This is a genomic window from Streptomyces sp. NPDC097619, from assembly GCF_040302735.1.
In the GTDB taxonomy this organism is placed as follows: domain Bacteria; phylum Actinomycetota; class Actinomycetes; order Streptomycetales; family Streptomycetaceae; genus Streptomyces.
The window spans coordinates 20,098-27,310 of record NZ_JBEOSD010000111.1 but is presented as its reverse complement, the minus strand read 5'-3'; the positions used below and the strand labels follow the sequence as shown (position 1 = coordinate 27,310).

7 protein-coding genes are annotated in these 7,213 nt (G+C 69.3%); 5 read left to right on the top strand and 2 right to left on the bottom strand.

Annotation, left to right across the window (positions count from 1 at the left end):
* The first annotated feature begins 564 nt into the window (after positions 1-564).
* A complete protein-coding gene (locus tag ABTZ17_RS25855; RefSeq protein WP_352198103.1) occupies positions 565-723 on the top strand; it encodes a hypothetical protein in 159 nt (52 codons plus the stop codon).
* Positions 724-1,027: 304 nt separating this feature from the next.
* On the opposite strand, the gene ABTZ17_RS25850 is transcribed toward ABTZ17_RS25855, so the two are convergent.
* A complete protein-coding gene (locus ABTZ17_RS25850) occupies positions 1,028-1,189 on the bottom strand; it encodes a hydrophobic protein (RefSeq protein WP_352198102.1) in 162 nt (53 codons plus the stop codon).
* A 328-nt stretch (positions 1,190-1,517) separates the two neighbouring features.
* A complete protein-coding gene (locus ABTZ17_RS25845; RefSeq protein ID WP_352198101.1) occupies positions 1,518-2,954 on the bottom strand; it encodes a pre-peptidase C-terminal domain-containing protein in 1,437 nt (478 codons plus the stop codon).
* Positions 2,955-3,298: 344 nt separating this feature from the next.
* Here ABTZ17_RS25845 and ABTZ17_RS25840 point away from each other — a divergent pair, with 344 nt between their 5' ends.
* From ABTZ17_RS25840 to ABTZ17_RS25825, 4 genes are read left to right on the top strand one after another with little or no spacing between them, the layout of a single operon-like run.
* The gene (locus ABTZ17_RS25840; RefSeq protein ID WP_352198100.1) at positions 3,299-4,249 is read left to right on the top strand and encodes an ABC transporter substrate-binding protein; all 951 of its coding nucleotides are present in this window, start codon (positions 3,299-3,301) and stop codon (positions 4,247-4,249) included.
* Positions 4,250-4,302: 53 nt separating this feature from the next.
* Positions 4,303-5,232, top strand: a complete 930-nt coding sequence (locus ABTZ17_RS25835; protein WP_352198099.1) for an amino acid ABC transporter permease — start codon at positions 4,303-4,305, stop codon at positions 5,230-5,232.
* Positions 5,233-5,243: 11 nt separating this feature from the next.
* Positions 5,244-5,996, top strand: coding sequence for an amino acid ABC transporter ATP-binding protein (locus ABTZ17_RS25830; RefSeq protein WP_352198105.1), 753 nt, complete (start codon positions 5,244-5,246; stop codon positions 5,994-5,996).
* Complete coding sequence (locus ABTZ17_RS25825; RefSeq protein WP_352198098.1) at positions 5,993-7,207, top strand: M20 family metallopeptidase; 1,215 nt, start codon at positions 5,993-5,995, stop codon at positions 7,205-7,207. The genes ABTZ17_RS25830 and ABTZ17_RS25825 overlap by 4 nt, the downstream gene beginning before the upstream one ends.
* The last annotated feature ends 6 nt before the right edge of the window (positions 7,208-7,213 follow it).

Genomic DNA, 7,213 nt, shown 5'->3' with positions numbered 1-7,213 from the left:
CACTCGCTACGACAAGACCCGCGAGTCCTACCAGGCAGCCGTCACCATCGCGTCCCTGTTCCTCTGGCTAAAGCCTCTTTGAAGACACTGCCTAGTACACCAGCCGTCTCAGCCTCGACGACCAGGTCCTGGTCGTCACCGTCCACGACCCCGTCACCACCGCCACCGAGCGGCCCTCACCGACGACATCCACGCCCTGATCACCCACCACGCCCGGCAAGGCCATTCGCCTAACGGATGCATGGACGGGCCGGTACGGGGCATCGGAGTGCAGGTGCGGACTGGGCACATGGGCCCCGGCGCAATGGACCGCCATCGTCGCTCATCCCTCGACGAAGGCCATCTCCTGGCGTCGGGGCCACGCCATGTACCGGCTTGGGAGCCGGGACCCACAGAAGCGTGGCCCGGATCTGCGTGTGTGGGGACGCCAGCGGGTCACTCCGCTGGGGCCCAACCACCCCGGCCGAACCCGAACTCGCCGCACGCGACGGCATCAGCACCGCTCGCCGCCCTCAGCAGCAACGCGGCGACTCCACCACTTCCCGACCCCGAAAGGCCGACTCCGTGACCGACACCACAGTGACCGGCGCCACCGTCGCCGATCCCTCCGCCCTCGCGGACACGCTCAACGAGATCATCGAATGCTTCCGCGACGAAGTCGGTGACGGATTCGACAGCGATGACCTCGCCTGGGCCATCACCCCGCGACCCCGGCGCAGATGACACCGGGGCACCTGCGCAGACGCCCAACGCCTCCAGGAGGCGCACTCAGGGCCCGGCGCCGTGGCTACCTCCAGCGGCCAGGGACGCTGCCGCCTTCGGCAAAAATCCGGCCTCTGGCGCCGGGACCACGCAGGCATCCGTGCTGTCGCGCAGGCACCGGCCCGACTCTCGGCTTTCCCCTGTCCCCCGCTCCGCGGGCCGAGCACTGCGCGCGGGCATGACGGAGGTGGGCCACCCCCGCCGCCAGCAGGGAAGACCCACCACCGTCACACCGTCCGGCCCGTGTGGGGTGCCGCTGGTTCGGCTACCAGCGGTACCAGCGGCCGGAGCTGTTCTTCGGACGGGCGACGAACCCGACCAGCCACACCACCAGGACCGCGATCGCGACCCACCACAGGACCTTCACCGCGAAACCGGCACCGAACAGGATCAGAGCGAGCAGAAGAACGAGAAGCAGGGGAACCATGATTATCAACCTCCGAAACACCGGATGCCCTGGCCCCTCCCTCCCATGCGCCCATCTTTACCCGTTTCTTATGCGTGCAGGCGGGCACACGTACGCGCCCGGATCCGCCTCCCGTCGGACAGGAGAAGGGCGTGCGCATCGGAGGAATACGGCAGCTCCCTCGGAGTTCGGAGCGGATCGCGTGACAGCAGCCGGGCCCCGACCCCTCCCCCTGGGTCGGGGCTCAGCCACGTCCCCGCCCGGCGCATCCCGTGTGACGGCCTTCCGGGACGCCGAGAGCCCCGTACCGCCTGCTGCCGCTACTGGGCTCTGGAAGGCGGTCGGGCTGTCAGCTCCTGGTCAGGGCGCAGGTGTAGGCGGCGGTTCCGGAGCCGCTGTATGTCTCCATGTCGAGGTAGTAGGTGCCGCTGCCGGTTGCGGTGCGGGTGAAGGTGAGGTTCTCGTCGGTGCCGGCGCCGTCGTTGACGGAGCGCTCCAGGGTGCTGCCGGCGGAGTCGAGCCAGTAGAGGTCGGCGTCGTAGGCGGTGGGGACGGCGCAGGTGATGGTGGCGGTCTGTCCGGAGTTCAGTGCGACCTTGAAGTAGTCGCGGTCGCTGGTGGACTTCATGGTGCCTGTGACGGTCGCGGGTGAGGGGAGTGCGGTGGCGTCGTCGGCGGTGTCGCGGGTGTCGTTCGGCTCGCTCTCGGTGAGGGTACTGCCGCCGCCCGGGGCGCCGCAGTCGGTGAGCGGTGTTCCGTTGTAGAGGTTGGTGTCGGGTGTGCCGTTGGTGACGCTGCGCAGGTAGTAGCCGCAGGTGGGGCGGTTCTTGAAGTCGAAGGTCGTGCCGGGGGTGAGGCGCCAGATCTTGAAGCCGGTGTAGGTGAGCGGTTTGCGGTCGACGGCTTGTTCGGGCTGGTGGTCGGCGAGGACCACGTAGGCGTCCTTGCCGTATTGAGTGGCGTGCCCGTTGCGGTCGAGGAAGAGGGATCCGCCGCCTTCCTCGACCCCGACTCCCCAGGCCGCGCCGCCGGGGGTGAGGCCGTCCTTCACGGCGCGGGCGAGGAAGGACATGGTGCGGCCCATGCGGTCGCGGGTGACGAAGTGGGAGTCGTTGAGGACGGCGCCGTAGTGGGCCCATTCGAACATGCCGGTGGTGAAGCTGACGGAGCGCTGGTAGGGGTTGGCGAGCGCTTCGCTGCTGGTGACGCTGCCGTTGCAGGCGTCGTAGACCAGGGGGCTGTTGATGTGGTGGCCGGCGCTTCCACCTCCCGAGCCGCCGCCCTTGGCGATGACGGATTCGACGGATGCCTCCAGGGCGGTGCCCTTCCAGGCGACGTAGCGGCACTGGTCGCCGCCGGCGAAGTAGACGAACTCGGCGTTGCGTATGTCGCTGTTGACCTGGCCGTTGTTGCCGTCGGCGGCGGTGGTGAGCGTCCAGGTGGTACAGGAGTTGACGCCGGTCAGCCCCATGGCGGTGTCGCACTCGGGGGTGGGGCTGCCCGAGGTGGGAGCGGAGCCGGATAGGACGACGACGTCGAGGCTTCCGGTGCCGCCGCGGATCTCGTTCACGGCGCGGGCCATCGAGGCGGTCACGACGGCGCCCGCCCCGTTCATGGTGAAGGCGGGGCCGTTCCAGGAGGCGCGGCTGACGTCCGCGGTATTGCCCAGGCGGATCCGGTCGGCGGCCGCGTGGGCGGGCTGCTGGAGCGTCAGGGCCGTTGCCACCGCGGTCACGGCGAGGGTGAGGGCTACGGGCGCGGTGCGGTACGCGGGACGTGGGGTCATCTGCGCTCCAGGAAGTTTCGGAAGGGGAGCCGCCTGAGGCGGCCAACGGAGCTGCAGCGCAAGCGAAGCGGAGCTCCAGGGGATTGGTAGCGGAACATACAAGCCATGCCGTCTGGCGGGAAGATGTACAACGAGATTCACGCCTGAGGACGCCATCGAGGGGGCCAGTGGTTCATCAATCCGCACAAAAGAGACCAAAAGAGACGATGATCATCCTCGAAGCGCGCGTTACCTGAACGTAACAGGAGTTACATCTGGTCACCCTTCCAATTGATCTGTACCTTCCGGGGGTGTGGTCGGCGGCTGAATCCCGCCGACAAAGCACCCCCGAGAGGCTGCACGAAATGAAGAGTTCTCCCGCCCGCCGAGCGGTGGTGGCCGTTGCGACGGCCACCGCGATGGCGTTCCTGAGTGCCTGCGGGAAGGGCGACGGCACCGCCCCGACCCCGCCCGCAGGGCCCGTCACCATCGCCGGTGTACGAATCGACAAGGACCAGGCACTGCACGATCTTCTGCCGGAGAAGATCAGGAAGGCCGGCAAGGTCCGGGTGGCCACCGACGTCCCCTACGCACCCTTCGAGATGTTCGTGAAGGAGGGCGGGTCCGAGCTGACGGGCCTGGACTACGACCTGGGACAGGCGCTGGGCGCCAAGCTGGGGGTGACCTTCGCGTTCAGCCCGCAGAAGTTCGACGGCATCATCCCCGCCATCCAGGCCGGAAAGTTCGACGTCGCGATGTCGGCGATCACGGACAACCGGGAGCGGCAGAAGGTGGTCGACTTCGTCGACTACTCGCGCTCCGGGTCCGGTGTGCTCGTCGCCGAGGGCAATCCGTCCAAGGTGACCACGCTGGACGACCTGTGTGGGCGCAAGGTGGCCGTCCAAGCCGCCACCAACCAGCTCGACCTGCTGAAGAGCCACCAGGCGGCCTGCCGGAAGGCCGGCAGGCCTGCGATCGGCATCCAGACCTTCCCGAAGGACTCCGACGCGCAGCTGGCCCTGCGGGCGGGCAAGGTCGTCGCCCAGGTCCTCACCAAGCCGGCCGCGGGCTGGGTCGCCAAGACCGCCGACAGCGGCAAGACCTTCGACCTGGTCGAGGACCCCGCCGCCCCCGGTGGCTACGGCGCGTCGCCCAACGGGATCGCCGTCAGCAAGCAGTTGCCCGAGCTCACCGAAGCGATCCGGAAGGCCCTGCAGGCGCTCATCGACGAGGGCACGCTGGCGCTGGTCTACGACCAGTACGGCGTCGGCTCGATCGCCGTCGAGAAGGCCACCAAGAACGCGGCGGTGGACTAGAGATGTCCCTCACCAAGCCACAGGTCGCACCCCGTGGAGAAGGAGAACGGCAGGTGCCCGATCCGCAGCTGGAGATCGTCCCGGTGCGCAACTGGGGCCGTTGGGTGGCCGCGGTCGCCTCGGTGCTCGCGCTCGTCGGCCTGATCGGGTCCCTCGCCAAGAACGACAACCTGCGCTGGGACATCGTCGGCGAGTACCTGTTCGCGGACCTCGTCTTCGACGGGCTGGCGACCACCTTGTGGCTCACCGCCGCGGCGATGGGGCTGGGCCTGGGCCTGGGGACGCTGGTGGCGGTCATGCGACTGTCCTCCAGCCCCGTGCTCTACGGCCTGGCGAATCTGTTCGTGTGGGTGTTCCGGGGCACTCCTCTGCTCGTACAGATCATTTTCTGGGGGTACGCCGCCGCCCTCTACTCCCAGGTCAAGATCGGTATCCCCTTCACCGAGGTCACCTTCTTCCAGGCCGACACCAACGCGCTGCTCACCCCCGCGGTCGCCGCACTTCTGGCCCTCGGCCTCAACGAGGCCGCCTATGCCTCCGAGATCGTCCGTGCCGGCATCCAGTCCGTGGATCCGGGACAGGCCGAGGCCGCGCACTCGCTGGGCATGCGTCCGGCTCTGACGATGCGCAGGATCGTCCTGCCGCAGGCGATGCGCGTCATCATCCCGCCGATGGGCAACGAGACCATCAACATGCTGAAGATGACCGCGCTGGTCTCGGTCATCTCCGCGAGCGACCTGATGTCCAACATCCAGGCCGTCTACGCGCAGAACTACCAGGTCATCCCCATGCTCACGGTGGCGAGCATCTGGTACCTCGCCCTGGTCACCCTGCTGGGGATCCCCCAGGCGTGGCTGGAGCGGCGCTACGGACGCGGCACCACCCTTCGCGGCCAGGTCTCCCCGCTGCGCCGTCTCCTCGGCGCAGCCGCGGGGCTCGGGGACACCGTGAGGACGAAGAACGACAAGGAGCGGAGCCGATGAGCAGCACGGCCATGGTGCGTGCCGAAGGCGTGCGCAAGCGCTTCGGTGGGCTGGAGGTCCTGAAGGGCATCGACCTGGCCGTGGAGCCAGGGCAGGTCTGCTGCCTGCTGGGCCCGTCCGGGTCGGGCAAGTCCACCTTCCTGCGGTGCATCAACCACCTGGAGAAGGTCGACGGCGGCCGGCTCACCGTCGACGGTGACCTGGTGGGCTACCGGCAGCAGGGGAACCGGCTGCACGAACTGCGCGAGCGGGAGGTCGCGGCCCGCCGGCGGGACATCGGCATGGTGTTCCAGCGCTTCAATCTCTTCCCGCACATGACCGCGGTCCAGAATGTCACCGAGGCACCGGTCAGGGTCGGCCGCGTCACACGGGCCGAAGCTCTGGAGCTGGCCCACGGGCTGCTCGCACGGGTCGGCCTGGGCGACCGGGCCGACCACTACCCGGCGCAGTTGTCCGGCGGGCAGCAGCAGCGTGTGGCGATCGCCCGTGCGCTGGCGATGAAGCCGAAGCTGATGCTCTTCGACGAGCCGACGTCCGCCCTCGATCCCGAACTGGTCGGCGACGTGCTCGACGTGATGCGACAGCTGGCCGCCGACGGCATGACCATGGTCGTCGTCACCCACGAGATCGGCTTCGCGCGCGAGGTGGGCGACACGGCGGTCTTCATGGACGAAGGCGTCGTCGTCGAGGCCGGGGACCCCCGCCGCGTGCTCGTCGATCCGGAGCAGGAGCGCACCCGCGCGTTCCTCTCCAAGGTCCTGTGAGCACCACCGCCGCCCCGCAGGAGCACACCGCCCGGCTCCTCGACCTGGCCCGCGCCCACCACTGCCGATACCTGCTCGACCTCGCGGACCTGGTGGCCATCGACTCCGGCTCCTACAGTCCCGACGGCGTCAACCGGGTCGCCGACTGGGTGGAACACCGTCTGCTGGTGTTGGGATTCTCCGTGGAGCGGGTCCGCTTCGCTCCCGAGGGCGACAGACTCAGCGGGGACACGCTGATCGGGCGCAGACGCGGCCGTCTCCCCGAGACGGACGGGGGCCGCCGCATCCTCCTGGCCGGGCACATGGACACCGTGTTCGAGGACGGTACAGCGGCCGCCCGCCCGTTCCGGATCGACGGCCCCTTGGCCACCGGTCCCGGGGTCAGCGACGACAAGGGCGGTCTGCTCGCCGGGCTCACCGCCCTGGAAATCCTGCGCGAGCACGGCACGGACAGCTACGCGGAGCTGGTCTTCCTGGCCACTCCCGACGAGGAGATCGGCTCACCGTCCAGCCGCGCGCTGATCGAGCGCACCGCCCGCGGGATGCACTACGGACTCGGTCTCGAATGCGCGCGGGAGAACGGCGACCTCGTCATCGCCCGCAAAGGCGTCGCCGACTTCCTGCTCACGATCACCGGTCGTGCGGCCCACGCGGGCATCGAGCCAGAACGCGGAGCGAACGCCGCGCTCGCCGCGGCCCACCTGGTCGTCGCCCTGCAGCAACTCAACGGCCGCTGGGACGACGTCACGGTCAACGTCGGTGTGATCCGCGCCGGCTCCCGGGCCAACATCGTGTGCCCTCAGGCCGAGCTGCGGGTCGAGGTACGCGCGGCCACCGCCACCGCCATCAGGCGGGTCGAACGGGCCATTCACGAGGCCGCCTGCCATCCCGGCGTGCCGGGCACCACCGTCCACGTCGAACAGGTCGACCTCTGCCCGCCCATGGAGGACACCCCCGCCTCACGCCGCATGCTCGAAATGGCCCGACACGCAGGCCGGGCCGTGGGCGTGGACTTCGGCGCGGCCGCCACCGGAGGGGTGGGCGACGCCAACCTGATCGCGGGCACCGGAGTGCCCACCCTCGACGGCCTGGGCCCCGTCGGCGGCGCCGACCACACCCCCCAGGAATGGCTCGACACCTCCACCGCCCCCGAGCGCATCGCCGTGCTGGCCTCTCTCATCACGAGCCTCGGCGACGCCCGCAACCCCTGACCCGCC